This is a genomic window from Micromonospora sp. WMMB482, from assembly GCF_019038635.1.
GTDB classification, from domain to species: Bacteria; Actinomycetota; Actinomycetes; order Mycobacteriales; family Micromonosporaceae; genus Micromonospora; species Micromonospora marina.
The window spans coordinates 2549796-2565405 of the sequence record NZ_JAHOPD010000020.1 but is presented as its reverse complement, the minus strand read 5'-3'; the positions used below and the strand labels follow the sequence as shown (position 1 = coordinate 2565405).

Sequence of the window (15610 nt, the reverse complement as noted above, 5' to 3'; positions counted from 1 at the left end):
CTTCCTCGCTTCGTAACGGGTGAGCAGGTCAGACGGCCTGCCCGGCGGGCCGCCCGGAAGCGGCCGCACCACAAGTTGAGTGAACTTGACTCAATAGTGCCACGCGATCGCCAATCCGCAAGTCGGGGTTGAGCCGACCCGGCGCAACCCGACCGTTACTACTGTCCGGTTGTCTTACCTTGCGTCGGTCGGGCACGCTTTAGCGGTGACGACGCATGGCGATTCCGCCACCCGTGCCGGCGCGCCCGCCGTCGCAGCCCGCACCGGAGCCACCACGGGCGACGACCAGCCTGCTCACGCCGCCGACGGCCTGCCCGCCGCGCTCACCAGCCTGCGCGCGGCGATCGATGCTTCCCGCTTCCCGCTCGCCCTGCCCTCGGCCGAGCCGGCCCGGCACGCCGCCACGAGCATCACCGACCAGCTCGACGACTACCTGCTGCCCCGGCTGGCCCGGCTCGACGCCCCGCTCCTGGTGGTCGTCGGCGGCTCCACCGGTGCCGGCAAGTCGACGCTCGTCAACAGCCTGGTCCAGGCGCGGGTCAGCGCGGCGGGCGTGCTCCGCCCCACCACCCGCTCCCCGGTGCTGGTGTGCAGCCCGACCGACGCGGCGTGGTTCCGGCAGGGCGAGCTGCTGCCCGGCCTGACCCGGACCACCGAGCCCAGCGAGCAGCCGGGCACCCTGCACCTGGTCACCGCGCCGGCGCTGCCGCCCGGCCTGGCCTTCCTCGACGCGCCCGACATCGACTCGGTGGTCGACGCCAACCGGGCGCTCGCCGGTCAGCTGCTCGCCGCCGCCGACCTCTGGCTGTTCGTCACCACCGCCGCCCGGTACGCCGACGCCGTCCCCTGGGAGCTGCTGCGCAGCGCCCGCGCCCGCGGCACCGCCGTGGCGATGGTGCTGGACCGGGTACCCCCGGAAGCGGCCGACGAGGTCGCCGCCCACCTGTCCGAGATGCTCGCCGAGCAGGAGCTGGGCGCCTCGCCGCTGTTCGTGCTCCCGGAGACCTGGGTGGACGGGCAGGGGCTGCTGCCGGACCGGATCACCGCGCCGCTGAGCGACTGGTTCGCCCGGCTCGCCGCCGACGCCGAGGCCCGCGCCGCCGTGGTCCGGCAGACGCTCGACGGCGCGCTGGCCGCGCTGCACCCGGTCGTGGAGGAGCTGGCCGAGGCCGCCGACGAGCAGGTCACCGCCGCCGACGCGCTGGACGAGCGGGTCCAGGCCGCGTACCGGAGCGCGGAGCGCAGCGTCGACCAGGGGCTCAGGGACGGCCGGCTGCTGCGCGGCGAGGTGCTGGCCCGCTGGCAGGAGTTCATCGGCACCGGCGACTTCTTCCGAGGGCTGGAGGCCCGCATCGGGCGGCTGCGCGACCGGGTGGTCGCGGCGGTCACCGGGCGGCCCGCTCCCGCCGCGGAACTGCGTACCGCGATCGAGTCCCAGCTCGTCACGCTGCTGCGCGGGGTGGCCGCCGAGGCGGCGGAGAACGCGTACACCGGCTGGAAGGCGCACCCGGCGGGCGCGGCGCTGCTGGAGCCGGACCTGGCCCATCCCTCGGCCGACCTGCCGCAGCGGGCCGAGCAACTGGTCCGGGACTGGCAGCGCGGCGTGCTGGAACTGGTCCGGGTCGAGGGCGGCGACCGGCGGTTCGTGGCGCGCACGGCCGCGTACGCGGTGAACGCCACCGGCCTCGCCGTCATGATCGGCGTGTTCGCCTCCACCGCGTTCATCCCGACCGGACTGGAGGTCGCCGCGGGCACCGGCACGGCGGTGGCCGGCCAGACCGTGCTCCAGGCGATCTTCGGCGACCAGGCGGTCCGCAACCTGGCCCGCAAGGCCCGCGTCGACCTGCTCGACCGGGTCGGCAAGCTGCTGGCCGAGGAGGCCGCGCGTTTCCTGAGTCGCACCGAGGCCGAGCGCCCGGCCGCCAACTCCGGTGCGGCGCTGCGCTGGGCCGCCGTCGAGGTCGAGCGGGCCCGGCACCGCAGCGGCCTGTTCCCGCCGGCCACCGAGCAGGAAGTTCGCCCGTGAACGCGAGGACGGCACCGTGAGCAACATCGTGGGACGGATGCGCGAGGCGATGCGGGGTGAGCAGCGGGTCGACCCGGACACCCTGATCGAACGGCTCACCGCGATCCAGCGGTTCCTGGGCGCGGTGGACGGCCACGTGCCCGACGCCCAGCTCGTCGCCGCGCACACGGTGGTCGAGCGCGCCGGTGACCGGCTCGCGCTCTCCGGCCGGCACACGGTGGTCGCGCTCGCCGGTGCGACCGGCAGCGGCAAGTCGAGCCTGTTCAACTCGCTGGCGCGGCTCGACCTCTCGCCGGTGGGCGTGCGCCGGCCGACCACAGGTGTCGCGCACGCCTGCGTGTGGGGTCCGCTCGACGGCGCGGTCCGGCTGCTCGACTGGGTCGGGGTGCTGCCCCGGCACCGTTTCGTCCGGGAGAGCCCGCTGGATGCCGACGACGAGTCGAACCTGCACGGCCTGGTCCTGCTCGACCTGCCCGACTTCGACTCGGTGCAGCACGGCCACCGGCTGGAGGTCGACCGCCTGCTCGGCCTGGTCGACCTCGTGGTCTGGGTGGTCGACCCGCAGAAGTACGCCGACCGCGTGATCCACACCAGCTACCTGCGTGAGTTCCACAGGCACAGGGACGTCACAGTCGTGGTGCTGAACCAGGCCGACCGGCTGCACCCGACCGAGTTGCCGAAGGTCCTCGACGACCTGCGCCGGCTGCTCGACGCCGACGGACTGGGCGGGGTGCCGCTGCTGCCGACCGTCGCGGTGGACCCGAACGGGCTGGACGGGCTGCGGGCCGAGCTGGAGCGTACGGTCGCCGAACGGCAGGCCGCCCTGCGCCGGCTCTCCGGCGACGTGGACGCCGTGGTGGCCGATCTCGAACCGCTCGTGGGGCCGGAACCGCCGCGCACCCGGCCCGGTGACGCCTCGGCGCAGGAGCTGACCCGGGCACTCGCCGGGGCGGCCGGGGTGCCGACGGTGGCGGCGGCGGTCGAGGGCGCGTACCGGCACCGGGCGGTGAGCAACACCGGCTGGCCGCTGCTGCGGAGCTGGCGCAAGCTGCGGCCGGATCCGCTGCGCCGGCTGCACCTGTCCGGGCGCGATCCGGACGCGCCGGCGGAGAGCCTGGTCGCGGCCACCTCCGTACCCGATCCGACAGCCGCACAGCGCTCGGCGCTGACGCTGGCGATCCGCGCGGTGGCCGACCGGTCGGGCGCCGGTCTGCCGGCGCCGTGGCCGACCGCGGTGACCGCCGCGGCGCGGGCCCGGCAGGCCGACCTGCCGGGCGCGCTCGACCACGCGGTCGCCGCGACCGACCTCGGCATGGACCGGCGGCCCGCCTGGTGGCGGGTGGTCGGCGTGCTCCAGTGGGTGGTCACCCTGGCCGCGCTGGCCGGCCTGGTCTGGCTGCTCCTCGGGTACGCGCTGCGCCTGCTCGGCCTGCCGGAGCTGGAGCACCCGACGCTGGGCGTGGTGCCCTGGCCCACCGTCCTGCTGCTCGGTGGCCTGCTGGCCGGGCTGCTCGTCGCGTCGGTCACCCGGCCGGTGGTGGGATGGGCCGCCCGGCGGGCCCGGCGGCGGGCCGAGGACCGCCTGCTCACCTCGGTGGGCAGCGTCGGGGAGAAGTACGTGCTGGACCCGGTCTGGGCGGTGCTGGCACGCTACGGCACGGCCCGGGACGCGCTACGCGAGGCGGGACGGTGCTGAACCCGGCGTGCTGACCGGTGTGGGGGCGGCCGGTGCGGCGTAGGGTCGATTGCATGGCCACGCCACAGACCCCCTACGACGCGGTACTGCACGCCGCGCGCGACGTGACGAGGCTCGACTCGGCCCTGGACGCGGAGATGCTCGGCGCCGCGTTGCTGGGCAGCGTCTACGCCGTCGCGGAGCACGACCGGGAGCAGGCCGTCCGCGAATTCGTCTCCGGCTTCCTCGCCGCCACGTCCCGGCGCCGCAGCGCCTCCGCGACCACCCTGCGGGCCGTCTTCGCCGCCCTGGTGCCCGACGCCGAGGGCGCCGCCCGGGTCCGGCCCGGCGCGTACGCCCCGTCGTGGGCCAGCCAGCTCGGCCGGGTGCGTGTCACCGGCGCCTGGGCCTACGGCGACGTGTACGGCGACCAGACCTCCTACCTCGCCACGTTCGCGTACGACGACGAGGAGGAGGGCGGCCCGGAGCACGCGCTGGTGGCCCTCGTCGACCACAACATCGGCATCACCAAGGACGTCTTCGTCGGCGGCCCGGCCGGACGGATCGTCGAGCAGGCCCGGGAGATCTGCACCGAGGACGAGTTCACCTGGTTCCGCACCGAGGACCCGGCCCGGATGCACGCCGAGGTGAGCCGTCACCTGGCGGTCACCGACGACCTCACCGACCTGCCCGCGCAGGGCTCGCTGGCCACCGACCGGGCGCTCGTGGGCGCGCGGCTGGCCGTACTCCCGGGGCCGACCCCGCCGCCCGGTCCGGCGGTCGCGCCGCCGCTCACCGACGAGGAGCGGACCCGCCTGGTCCGCGCCTTCCTCGACTCGCCCGAGGCGGCCCGGTTCGGCCTGCCCGAGGTGGCCGACGGTGAGCTGGCCTCGCTGCACTTCTGCCTCGGCCTGCTGCTCGACCACGCGGCGAGCTTCCCCGATGCCGACGCCATGCGGTGGAGCCCGATGGTGGCCGAGCTGTTCCTGCTCGACTGGGTGCACCGCCGGGCCGTGCTCGACATGGACGACGCGGCGATGCTGCCCCGGGTGCTGCGCGCCTGGGCGGCGTACGCGGCCCGGCAGCGCGGGCTGTCGCAGTCGGCTGCCGCCCGGACGGACGAGGCGATCACCGAGATGGTTCCGGAGTTCGCGCGGCTCTACAGCACCGGCGAGCGGCGCAGTCCGGCCACCGCGGCGGTCGCCCAGCTCATGGCGGACGGGGTGGACCCGGACGACCCGGAGGCGCTCAACGCCTGGATCGAGGCGAACCGCCACCGCCTGACCGACGACCCGGCCTAGGCGGCCGCGCCTCGCATGATCGGCACCATCTCGGCGAGGTGGCGGCATCGGATCGCCCGGGACCACACCACCACGCCGTAATGGTGTCGATCATGCGGCCCGCCGTCCCCGACCTCCCCGCCCCACACGAGGGGCATGACCCCCGGCCCCCAACCCCGTTGATCCACACCAGCTCGGCGAAGTGGGTACATCAGGGCGGCCGGGACTGCACCACTACGCCGGAGTGGTGTCGATCATGAGGTGTGGGAAACCGACGGACTGGCCTGGCCGGACGGGTCGGCAGGACCGGACGGGTCGGCGGAACTCGACGGATCTGGTGGACCGGACGTACCCGATGGGCCGGAGGGCTCGGACGTCGGTTCCGACGAGGCCTCGGAGGTGGGCGTCGGCTCGGAGGTGGGCGTCGGCTCGGCGGTCGTGACGGACGGCTCGGGGCTCGGGCTCGGCTCGGGCGTCGGCGTACCCGGATCGGACGGCGAGGGCGACGGCGAGGGCACCGGCGACGGGCGCGGCGGGCGGACCGGTGTGGGCCGGACCGGCGCGGACGGCGGCGGGGGCGCGGCGATCGGGCGGGACCGGTGCCGGGAGCCGAGGTCGCTGTCGTCGGGCAGGGCCGGTGCCGCCGGGAGCACCGGCCGGGCCGGGGGCACCGAGGTCACGTGAACGGCGGGCGTGGGTGTGGACGGCACCGGGGCCTGGGTGCCCCGGGGCATCGGGATGACCACCGGGCCGACCGAGGGTGTCGGCAGGAACGGCGTGCTGGTGTCGGGGAGGGCGCTGTTGCCGACGGTGGCCGAGCCGGTGCTGATCGCGGCGAGGATCGGCATCGACGCGGTGCCGGCGAGCAGGGCCACGGTGAGCAGGTAGCCGCGGCTGGGACCGCCGGTCCCGGGGGCGCGGTGCGCGCCCACGACCCGGCGGTACGGGGAGGCGGGCAGTGCCCGGTGCCGGCCGAGGAAGGGCGTACCGGGCGGACCCTCTGGTTCGGACACCGGCACACTCCTCAGGTACGGACGGGACGGGAGAGCACGCGCAGATATTCGGACAAATGCCGCGCAGAGGCTCATCGCCAGCTTGACCCAGTGACGCTCAGTTCACCAGCCGCAACCGCGTGTCGACACACAATTTGTGCGTCGACCACACCCGCCGCTGCGGACAAAAGCGCTTATCCGTCATGAACCCGATGGAACCTCACCGGCGGGGGAGGCCATACTGTGGGCCCGCTCACCTCCTCTGCAATCATTCAGACACGACGGCAACGCAGCCGCCACCTCCGCGTACCCCGCGGCTGGTGCGGAACGGCGCCGGCGCTCCCGGGCCTGGGTCTGTCCCCGACCGACTCCGGCTCACGCCGCGCGGCAACCCCTACCGGGGTCAGGCGCGGTCGCCAGGGACCGACCCGGCACCAGCCGGGCGGGCGCACGAGGTGTTCGGCTCGGGTAACCCCCGGCGCCGGCGCAGACAGACAGGGAGAGACGGATGGCAAAGGGCGACCCCGGGGCCGCCACCCGCAGCAAGCGGGCCGCACCCCGCACCAGACGCGCCGCCGCGACCGGTGAACCGGAACTCGTACAGCTGCTGACCCCCGAGGGTGAGCGGATCGAGAGCGCGCTCGGCCCGGACGGGACCGAGTACCGCGTCGACTTCACCGACGAGGAGTACCGCGGGCTCTACCGCGACCTCGTCCTGGTCCGCAAGCTGGACGCCGAGGCCACCGCCCTGCAGCGCCAGGGCGAGCTGGGCCTGTGGGCCAGCCTGCTGGGCCAGGAGGCCGCGCAGGTCGGCTCCGGCCGGGCGCTGCGCACCCAGGACATGGCCTTCCCGACCTACCGCGAGCACGGCGTGCTCTACTGCCGCGGCATCGACCCGATCATGCCGCTGGGCCTGTTCCGCGGCGTCGACCAGGGCGGCTGGGATCCGAACGAGTTCAAGTTCAACATGTACACGATCGTCATCGGGGCGCAGACCCTGCACGCGACCGGGTACGCCATGGGTGTCGCCATGGACGGCAAGACCGGCGGCGAGGACGGGGAGGCGGTCATCGCCTACTTCGGCGACGGCGCCACCAGCCAGGGCGACGTCAACGAGTCGTTCGTCTGGGCCAGCGTCTTCAACGCCCCGCTGGTGTTCTTCTGCCAGAACAACCAGTACGCCATCTCCGAGCCGCTGGAGCGGCAGACCCGCGTGCCGCTGTACCGGCGGGCCGGCGGGTTCGGCTTCCCCGGCGTCCGGGTGGACGGCAACGACGTGCTCGCGTCGTACGCGGTGACCCGGCACGCGCTGGACAACGCGCGCAACGGCCAGGGCCCGAGCCTGATCGAGGCGTACACCTACCGGATGGGTGCGCACACCACCTCCGACGACCCGACCCGCTACCGCATCGCCAGCGAGGTCGAGGCGTGGCAGGCCAAGGACCCGATCGCCCGGATGAAGGCGTTCCTGACCAAGCAGAAGATCGCCGACGAGTCGTTCTTCACCGCTGTCGACGAGCAGGCCCGCACCGAGTCGGTGCACCTGCGCGAGCGCGTGCTCGCCATGCCCGACCCGCAGCCGGTGACCATGTTCGACCACGTCTACCCCAACGGCTCTCCCGAGCTGGACGAGCAGCGGGCCCGGTTCACGCAGTACATGGAGTCCTTCGAGGGGAGCGCGCACTGATGGCCACGGAGACGCTCACCCTCGGCAAGGCGCTCAACACCGGCCTGCGGCGGGCCCTGGAGAACGACCCCAAGGTCGTCATCATGGGCGAGGACGTCGGCAAGCTCGGCGGCGTGTTCCGGATCACCGACGGTCTCCAGAAGGACTTCGGCGACCAGCGCGTGATCGACACCCCGCTGGCCGAGTCCGGCATCATCGGCACCGCCGTCGGCCTCGCCATCCGCGGCTTCCGGCCGGTCTGCGAGATCCAGTTCGACGGCTTCGTCTACCCCGCGTACGACCAGATCGTGTCGCAGGTGGCGAAGATGCACTACCGATCGCAGGGCAAGGTGCGGATCCCGATGGTCATCCGCATCCCGTTCGGCGGCGGCATCGGCGCTGTCGAGCACCACTCCGAGTCGCCCGAGGCGTACTTCGCGCACACCGCCGGTCTCAAGGTGGTGAGCTGCGCGAACCCGCAGGACGCGTACGTGATGATCCAGCAGGCGATCGCGTCGGACGACCCGATCGTGTTCCTGGAGCCGAAGCGGCGCTACTGGGAGAAGGGTCCGGTGGACCTGGACGCGCCGATCGCCGACGCGTACCCGCTGCACGCGGCCCGGGTCGCGCGGCCCGGCACGGACGCGACGGTGCTGGCGTACGGCCCGATGGTCCGCACCGCGCTCGACGCGGCCACCGCCGCCGCCGAGGACGGCCGCGAGCTGGAGGTCATCGACCTGCGCACGATCTCGCCGCTGGACCTGACCGCCGCGTACGAGTCGGTGCGGCGCACCGGCCGCTGCGTGGTCGTGCACGAGGCCCCGGGCAACCTGGGTCTCGGGTCGGAGATCGCGGCCCGGATCACCGAGGAGTGCTTCTACTTTCTGGAGTCCCCGGTGCTGCGGGTGACCGGCTTCGACACCCCCTACCCGGCCGCCCGGGTGGAGGAGGAGTACCTGCCCGACCTGGACCGGGTGCTCGACGCCGTCGACCGCACGTTCGGCTGGTGAGCGGCATGTCCCGGATCAAGGAGTTCAACCTTCCCGACCTGGGCGAGGGCCTGACCGAGGGCGAGATCCTCGCCTGGCTGGTCAAGGTCGGCGACGACATCGAGCTGAACCAGCCGATCGTCGAGGTCGAGACCGCCAAGGCGGCGGTCGAGATCCCGGCGAAGTGGGCCGGACGGGTGCAGGCGATCTTCCACCCGGAGGGGTCCACTGTCGAGGTCGGCGTGCCGATCATCGCGATCGACACCGACCCGAACGCCGGGCCGATCGAGGAGTCGACCACCGCCGCCCCGGCGTCGGACCTGCCCGCACCGTCGGCCGCTTCGCTGGCAGCGGTCGAGGTCGCACCGGCCGAGGGCATGGTCGAGCCGGGCCTGATCGGTGGTGTCGCCCCGGGTGGGCGTACCGCCGTGCTGGTCGGCTACGGCCCGCGCAACGCCCCGGCCAAGCGCCGCCCGCGCAAGGGCGACGTACCGGCTCAGCCGGCGGCACCGGTTCAGGCCGCCGCCTTGGCGGCACCCGCGCCGGTCGCTCCCGCGCCGGTGGCGCCCGCCCCCGCGCCGGGGGTCAACGGCAACGGCCGGGTCTCCGGTCCGGTGCTGGCGAAGCCGCCGGTCCGCAAGCTGGCGAAGGATCTCGGCATCGACCTGGCCACGCTGACCGGCTCGGGTCCGCTCGGCTCGATCACCCGTGACGACGTACAGCGGGCGGCGAGCACGACCCCGGCGGCGGCCGAGCCGCAGACTGTCGCGGCACCGGCCGCGTCGGCCGCGAGCTTCGGCGCGGACCGCGAGCAGCGCATCCCGGTCAAGGGGGTACGCAAGCTCACCGCGGAGAACATGGCCCGCTCGGCGTTCACCGCCCCGCACGTGACGGAGTTCCTGACCGTCGACGTGACCCGGGCGATGAAGGCGCTGGACCGGCTCCGCGACCGGCGCGAGTGGCGCGACGTCCGGGTCTCGCCGCTGCTGCTGGTCGCCAAGGCGGTGCTCCTGGCGGTCAAGCGGCACCCGATGGTCAACTCGACCTGGGCCGGCGACGAGATCGTGGTGAAGGAGTACGTCAACCTCGGCATCGCGGCGGCCACCGAGCGCGGCCTGATCGTGCCGAACATCAAGGACGCCGGGCGGCTCTCGCTGCGCGAGCTGGCGGACGCGATGACGGATCTGGTGCAGACCGCGAAGTCGGGGAAGACCTCCCCGGCGGACATGTCCGGCGGCACGCTCACCATCACCAACGTCGGCGTCTTCGGCGTCGACACCGGTACGCCGATCCTGCCCCCGGGCGAGTCGGCGATCCTCGCCTTCGGCGCGGTACGGGAACAGCCGTGGGTGCACAAGGGCAAGGTGAAGCCGCGCCTGGTGACCACGCTGGGTCTGTCCTTCGACCACCGGATCATCGACGGTGAGCTGGGCTCGAAGTTCCTCCGCGACATCGGGGACTTCCTGGCCGACCCGGAGGCGGCGCTGCTCGCCTGGACCTGACGTACCACCGCTCCGGTCACGGCCGGTGTGCCACGGGTGAACGCCCGGCACACCGGCCGTGACCATTTTGGGAACGGAATCATAGGATCTGGGGGGCGGCAGGCCTACGATCCTTCGGCACGTGGCTCAGCTCACCTAATAATCGATGGCGATCGGCGGGCTGGTGCGCTTGAATAGAGACATCAAGGGGCTGACAACCGAATAGCCAGGAGGAGAGACCCAAGATGAGCATGATCGAGCGAATCCGCACCCGCCGCGACGCCAACCGCCGCGCCCGCGCCATCGAGCACGCGCTGCGTTCCGCCAACTCGCCCGCGGTCCGCGAGGAGCTTCTCGCCATCGCCCAGCGTCACATGAGCTGACGCCACCGACCTTTCTCACCTCCTCCAGTCCGAAGACCCGCCCGGCACCGGGCGGGTCTTCGGCGTATCGGTATCGGTCGGCACCGGGATTCCACCTCGCTCCACCGCCCGGTACGGTTGGCACGGTCGCCAACCGGCTGACTCCGGACGGATGCGGGGCAACGAAACCCATCGACGCCGTCCGGTGACTTTCGGTGACCGCTGATGCTCCCCCGGGGCGGTCCCGGGCGACCACCGGATACGGTGCGGGGGGCCCGCACGGCCGGTACCCGCCGGCGACGCCGGCAGCCGTGCCGACGGTTCCCCGACCGGCATCGGCGGCCGACCTGTGATGGAGGAGGCGCACCCATGACGTCCGAGGCTCCGCACCGCCCCGGCCAGGAGCCGGGCGAGGTGTCGCCGGGCACCGGCGGACCGGTGCCGTACGGCGATCAGCCGGCGCAGCAGGACAACGGGTACAACGGCGCACCCGACCTCGGCTGGGCACCGCCCCCGCCGGCCGGTCGGCCCGCGCAGCCGGCCCCGGCCTGGGCCGCGAACGACGACCAGCCGCCCGCGTGGGCCCCGCCCGCGGGCCAGCCGGTGACCGGGCGGGCGACCGCCCAGGTTCCGCAGCCCGCCTGGGGCGGCAACGACCAGGGCAACCCCGCCTGGGCCGGTTCCGGTGGCCCCGCCTGGGGCAACCAGGAGCAGTCCGGCCCGGACCGCGGCGCCGAGCAGGCTCCGCCCGCCTGGGCCGCCACGCCGCCGGGCAGCCCGGCCGAGCCGTCGCAGGCCCCCTGGGCCGCCGAGCAGAACCGTCCCGGATGGAGCTCCGGCGAGCAGCCGGGCTGGTCGCCGTCCGGCGACCCGGCCGCCCGCGGCACCGGTTACGTGCCCGCCCCGGCCACCGTGCCGAACGAGACCTGGGTGACGCCCGCCCCCGCGGACGACCCGAACCGCTCCGGCGGCTTCGCGCCCACCGGCGGGCAGCACGACGACGCCGCCGGTCGTGCCGGTGGCTGGGCCGCCGGGCAGCCGGATGACCCGAACCGCTCGGGCGGCTGGAACCCGCGCGACGAGCAGCCCGCCGCGTCCGACGACCCGAACCGCTCGGGCGGCTGGAACCCGCGGGAGAGCCAGCCGGCCTGGGCGCCGGGTCAGCAGACCGGCGCCACCTGGCCGCCGGCCGACCCGCCCGCCCGTGCCGCCGCCGCGGTCTCCGTGCCGGGCGCCGCCCGGCCGGACAACGCCTGGTCCACTCCGGAGCAGTCCGACCAGGACGATCGCTCGGCTGAGGACAGTGGCGGCTGGCGGGCGACCGCTGGATCGCAGCACGACGAGGGACAGCGTTCCGGCGGCTGGCCCGCACCGCAGGCCGAGAACCGCTCCGGCGGCTGGGACGAGTCGGCCCGCACCGAGGATCCGGACCGCTCCGGTGGCTGGGCCGCCGGACGCGCCGCGAACCCGGCCGAGGCTTCGCAGCCGGGCGGCTGGGAGCCGAACCAGGGCCGGCAGGCAGGCGGCTGGGGTGACGGCGGCGCCGTACCGCAGCAGCGTGACTCCGGTGAGCAGGCCGGCACCTGGAGCGGCGCGGCCTCCGTACCGCAGCAGCACGAGCCCGGGCGACCGGCGGACGAGCCGGCGCAGCCCGCCTGGGGCGCCGCCGCCCCGGCGGAGGCCCGCGCGAGCGTGTCCGTGCCGTCGCCCGACGCACCCGCCGGCTGGGGCGGCAACCAGGACGAGCGTCCGGCCGCACCGTCGCCCGAGCCGTGGCCGCAGGCCGAGGCGTGGGGCCGGTCCGAGGACTCCGCCCCGGCCTACCAGCCCGCCCCCGCGCCGGGCATCTCCCCCGGCAACGCCGTGCCGCTTCCGGCGCAGCAGCAGCGGGTGCCGGGCGCCGCACTCGCCGCGTCGCCGCCCACCGACCACCCGGGGACCGAACCCCAGGGGTACGAGCCGGAGCGCGGCGACGGCGGCTGGGGCGCGTCCCGTACCGAGGAGCCGCAGTCGCCTGCCGTTCCCGGACCGCGTACCTCCCCGGAGGGCGGCCCGGTCTCGGCGAGCGCGTCGGTCCCGGTGGCCAGCCGGGTCACCCCGCCGTCCGACCAGCCGCTGCCGACCGGCGGCCCCACGCCGCAGCCCCGGGTGTACGGCCGGCCGGCCCGCCCGGAGCCCGAGGACGCCCCCGAGCAGGACGAGCCCGGGTTCCCCGGCCAGGACGGGCCCCCCTTCCCCGGCCCGCAGTCGCGGTCCGAGGACGCCGACGGCCCGCACGGATACGCCGGCGCCCCCTCCTCGCCGGCCGCGCCGCCGTCGTTCCCCGTCGGTGTGCCGTCCTTCATGGACCAGCCCGGTAACACCCGCCCCGCAAACGGCGTGCACCCGGGCGGCGGGCAGCCCGACGCCGCCCGTGACCCGTTCGGCGGCCCGCAGAGCCCGTACGGCGCTCCCGGCGGCCAGGACGCGTTCGGCGGCCCCGGCGGCCGGCCGGATCCGTTCGGCGCCCCGGCCGGTCAGCCGGACCCGTTCGGCGGCCCGGGCGGCCCCGGCGGCCAGCCGGACCCGTTCGGCGGTCCGGGTGGGCAGCAGGCACCGTTCGGCAACCCGGCCGGCCGGCCCGAGTCGTTCGGCGAGCCGGACCGGTTCGGCCCGCCCGCCGGGGGACGCGCCTCGGTCGCGGTGCCCGGCCAGGGCCCCGCGGGCGGCGCGAACGCCTTCCCGTCGCCGCCCCAGCAGGCACCGCCGGCCTGGTCGCAGGACGGTCCCGGCGCCGAGCCGGAGCAGGGCCGCTTCGACGCGTTCAAGCCGGACGCCGCCGATTCGCAGACCGAGGCGCCCCCGCCGAAGGTACGCAACGGCCGGGTGCTCGCCGCCGTGCTGATCGCGGCGGTGCTCATCCTCGCCGTTCCGCTCGGCCTGCTGACGCTGCTCGGCAAGGTCGGCGACGACGAGCCGGCCGGCTTCGACCCGGCGGTCGGCTCCTGCGTGAAGCAGTCCGGCGCGAGCGCGGTGGCCGCCGACTGCGGCGAGCCGGGCGCGTTCAGCGTGGTGTCGAAGGTGGACAACAAGGACAAGTGCGCCGACCTGACGCAGCCCTCGGTCTCGGTCGAGAGCGGCGGGACCACCCGGGTGCTCTGCCTGAAGCCCGCCGGCCAGTAACCGCACGTACGCGGAGCGCCCGTCCCTCGCGGGGTGGGCGCTCCGCGCCGTTCCGGTGTGCGTCTGTTCACCAGGGGATCGCCGGTAGCGCGCCGGACCGGTGCGGCACGATGGGGGCATGAGCGCACGCGTACGGGCACCGCAACTACGGGGCCGGGCCTGGCTGAACACCGGCGGCAAGGCCGTCACGCTGGCCGACCTGCGCGGCAAGATCGTCCTGCTCGATTTCTGGACGTTCTGCTGCATCAACTGCCTGCACGTGCTCGACGAGCTGCGCCCGCTCGAAGAAAAGTACGGTGACGTCCTGGTCGTGATCGGCGTGCACTCGCCGAAGTTCGAGCACGAGAAGGACCCGGCGGCGCTGGCCGCCGCGGTCGAGCGGTACGGCGTGCACCACCCGGTGCTCGACGACGCCGAGATGGACATGTGGCAGCAGTACGCGGCCAAGGCGTGGCCGACGCTCGCCGTGGTCGACCCCGAGGGGTACGTGGTCGCCACCATGGCCGGCGAGGGCCACGCCGAAGGGCTGTCCCGGCTGATCGACGAGCTGATCGCCACTCACGAGGCGAAGGGCACGCTGCACCGGGGCGAGGGCCCGTACGTGCCGCCGGCCGAGCCGGACACCGTCCTGCGGTTCCCCGGCAAGGCCGTCCCGCTCGACGGCGGGAACCTGCTGGTCAGCGACTCGGCCCGGCACTCCCTGGTCGAGCTGGCCGCCGACGGCGAGACGGTGGTCCGCCGCATCGGCGCCGGTTCCCGGGGCCGCACCGACGGCCCGGCCTCCGCCGCCACGTTCGCCGAGCCGCAGGGGCTCTGCCTGCTGCCGCCGCACGTGGCGGAGGTGGCCGGTTACGACGTGGTCGTCGCGGACACGGTCAACCACCTGCTGCGCGGCGTACGGCTGTCCTCCGGCGAGGTGGTCACGGTGGCCGGGACCGGGCGGCAGTGGCGCTCGACCGTCGACGACCACGCGCACGACGCCCGCGCGGTCGACCTCTCCTCCCCGTGGGACGTGGCCTGGTACGACGACCGGGTGGTCGTGGCGATGGCCGGTATCCACCAGCTCTGGTGGTTCGACCCGATCAAGCGGACCACCGGCATGTACGCCGGGACCACTGTCGAGGCGCTGCGCGACGGACCGCTGCCGGACGTGTGGATGGCCCAGCCGTCCGGGTTGTCGGTGTCGGCGGACGGCGCCCGCCTCTGGGTGGCCGACAGCGAGACCAGCGCGATCCGGTGGGTCTCCGGCGGCGAGATGCACACCGCAGTCGGTCAGGGCCTGTTCGACTTCGGGCACGTGGACGGCCCGGCCGACCAGGCGTTGCTCCAGCACCCGCTCGGTGTGTGCGCCCTGCCCGACGGCTCGGTGCTGATCGCGGACACGTACAACGGGGCGGTGCGCCGCTTCGACCCGGAGACCGGGCAGGTGGGCACCGTGGCGGACGGGCTGGCCGAGCCGAGCGACCTGGTGCTCACCGGCGAGGGAGACGTCCTCGTGGTGGAGTCGGCCGCGCACCGGCTGACCCGGCTGGCGCCGGGCGCGCTGACGTCGGCCGGGGCGAACACGGTGGACGGCCCTCGGCACCGGCTGGAACGCAAGCCGACCGATGTGGCGGCCGGGGAGCTGACGCTCGATGTGATCTTCACGCCGGCGCCGGGGCAGAAGCTCGACGAGACGTACGGGCCGTCGACCCGGCTCGTGGTCTCGGCGTCCCCGCCGGAACTGCTGGTCGAGGGCGCCGGTACGACCACCGACCTGTCCCGCAGGCTGGTGGTCAGCGGCGACGTGGCGCAGGGGGTGCTCCAGGTGACCGCCCAGGCGGCGACCTGCGACGCCGACGTGGAGCACGCGGCCTGCCACCTGACCCGGCAGGACTGGGGCGTGCCGGTCCGGGTGGTCACCGGCGGCGCGACCCGCGTACCGCTGGTCCTGCGCGGGATGGACGCCTGACCGGGGGTGTTAACAAGGGGCCCTTC

Annotated in this window: 10 protein-coding genes; 9 read left to right on the top strand and 1 reads right to left on the bottom strand. The window is 74.7% G+C overall.

The annotated features are described in order from the left end of the window. The first annotated feature begins 205 nt into the window (after positions 1 to 205). The 3 genes from KSK32_RS13020 to KSK32_RS13010 are packed head-to-tail and all read left to right on the top strand — an operon-like array spanning position 206 to position 5002. The gene (locus KSK32_RS13020; RefSeq protein ID WP_216931467.1) at positions 206 to 2026 is read left to right on the top strand and encodes a GTPase domain-containing protein; all 1821 of its coding nucleotides are present in this window, start codon (positions 206 to 208) and stop codon (positions 2024 to 2026) included. A 37-nt stretch (positions 2027 to 2063) separates the two neighbouring features. Further along, the gene (locus tag KSK32_RS13015; protein WP_216936049.1) at positions 2064 to 3722 is read left to right on the top strand and encodes a GTPase; all 1659 of its coding nucleotides are present in this window, start codon (positions 2064 to 2066) and stop codon (positions 3720 to 3722) included. 53 nt (positions 3723 to 3775) lie between these two features. Further along, entirely contained in the window at positions 3776 to 5002 is a 1227-nt protein-coding gene (locus KSK32_RS13010) for a hypothetical protein (protein WP_216931466.1), read from the top strand. A gap of 233 nt (positions 5003 to 5235) precedes the next feature. Here KSK32_RS13010 and KSK32_RS13005 read toward each other — a convergent pair whose 3' ends face one another. After that, positions 5236 to 5994: a hypothetical protein gene (locus tag KSK32_RS13005; protein ID WP_216931465.1), complete on the bottom strand. Its 759-nt coding sequence runs from the start codon at positions 5992 to 5994 to the stop codon at positions 5236 to 5238. A gap of 487 nt (positions 5995 to 6481) precedes the next feature. Between KSK32_RS13005 and pdhA the strand changes: the two genes are divergently transcribed. From pdhA to KSK32_RS12975, 6 genes are all read left to right on the top strand, one after another. Further along, on the top strand, positions 6482 to 7660 hold the full coding sequence (pdhA, locus tag KSK32_RS13000; protein WP_013473399.1) for a pyruvate dehydrogenase (acetyl-transferring) E1 component subunit alpha: 1179 nt from the start codon (positions 6482 to 6484) through the stop codon (positions 7658 to 7660). Beyond that, the gene (locus tag KSK32_RS12995) at positions 7660 to 8649 is read left to right on the top strand and encodes an alpha-ketoacid dehydrogenase subunit beta (protein WP_216931464.1); all 990 of its coding nucleotides are present in this window, start codon (positions 7660 to 7662) and stop codon (positions 8647 to 8649) included. Before pdhA ends, KSK32_RS12995 begins: the two co-directional genes overlap by 1 nt. 5 nt (positions 8650 to 8654) lie before the next feature. Beyond that, positions 8655 to 10130 carry a dihydrolipoamide acetyltransferase family protein gene (locus KSK32_RS12990; protein WP_216936047.1) on the top strand — a complete coding sequence of 492 codons (1476 nt, stop codon included), beginning with the start codon at positions 8655 to 8657 and terminating at the stop codon, positions 10128 to 10130. A 224-nt stretch (positions 10131 to 10354) separates the two neighbouring features. Further along, on the top strand, positions 10355 to 10492 hold the full coding sequence (locus KSK32_RS12985; RefSeq protein WP_013283356.1) for a hypothetical protein: 138 nt from the start codon (positions 10355 to 10357) through the stop codon (positions 10490 to 10492). A gap of 348 nt (positions 10493 to 10840) precedes the next feature. Continuing rightward, positions 10841 to 13633: a hypothetical protein gene (locus tag KSK32_RS12980; RefSeq protein ID WP_216931463.1), complete on the top strand. Its 2793-nt coding sequence runs from the start codon at positions 10841 to 10843 to the stop codon at positions 13631 to 13633. A 118-nt stretch (positions 13634 to 13751) separates the two neighbouring features. Further along, positions 13752 to 15584 (top strand): NHL domain-containing thioredoxin family protein, encoded by a 1833-nt coding sequence (locus KSK32_RS12975; protein ID WP_216931462.1) that lies wholly within the window; start codon positions 13752 to 13754, stop codon positions 15582 to 15584. The last annotated feature ends 26 nt before the right edge of the window (positions 15585 to 15610 follow it).